General features: G+C 36.1%; 1 protein-coding gene. It reads right to left on the bottom strand.

The genetic code is table 11. The features are described from left to right. Window positions 1-533: 533 nt before the first annotated feature. The gene (locus tag M3090_RS16035) at window positions 534-764 is read right to left on the bottom strand and encodes a transposase (protein ID WP_410553278.1); all 231 of its coding nucleotides are present in this window, start codon (window positions 762-764) and stop codon (window positions 534-536) included. Between the last annotated feature and the right edge of the window lie 83 nt (window positions 765-847).

Here is an 847-nt window from a genome sequence, read left to right as displayed (position 1 = left end):
TAAGTGGTCAATACTATTTTGGCCAGAAGGGTCAATCATATTGTAGCCAAAGGGGGCAATCCTGTTTGGCCAAAAGGGTCAAAGTCGCGTGGCTTTTCCAACAATCTGAAGGAGCGAATTTCTCAAGATACTCTTTTAATTCATCTTCTTTGATTGAAAATTTCTCCGCATTTTCTCTTACTTGTATATTGAGGTAATTGCTTCTTCATTGACCGTGATTATTTCTGAAACACGGAACATTTCTTGAATACGTTTTGCTAATTTGGAGTTCATATTTACAAAGTTTATAGTCTATGAATAGTTAAACTTTGTAAATATGCAACTACGCATTTATACTACTTTGTTAGCAAAACATGGTTAGGTACTAATGCGTATAATTCCCTAAATAAATTCGGTCCACTTAAACCATATCGGTCTTTGATATTTTTGAAATTCGATTTGTCGAACAAGTCACAAAGATGCGTTTTGTCTGTCAGTAAGATTCCAAGAATTTGAAGAAATTCATAGAAGCTTCGCCCTAATTTTATATCGTGTTACACTATCGCTACTAAGTAGTAAGTAATTATAGCATAATAGATTTGTATGCGTACAGCATTCTCTAATGTTCCCCAAAATTTCTTAATCTTGAGGTGTGGTTTTATCCATTTGAAGAACAGTTCAATACTCCATCTGTTTCGATAAAGCGATGATATTAACTCCGCAGATGCGTCAAGATTGTTCGTCAGAAAGATGTATCGAGTACCGTCTTCAGGGACTTTAACGATGAGTTTTCTAAGTTCTTCGGGATAGTCCTTGCCAAAGTACAGGAATCAGAAGCATCGGAACAAGCCGAACCGGATGAGTGATG

This window comes from Bacteroides sp. ET71 (assembly GCF_023336905.1).
Taxonomy (GTDB): domain Bacteria; phylum Bacteroidota; class Bacteroidia; order Bacteroidales; family Bacteroidaceae; genus Bacteroides.
Note: the sequence above shows the minus strand (reverse complement) of the source record. Positions and strands in the feature narration are given on the sequence as shown.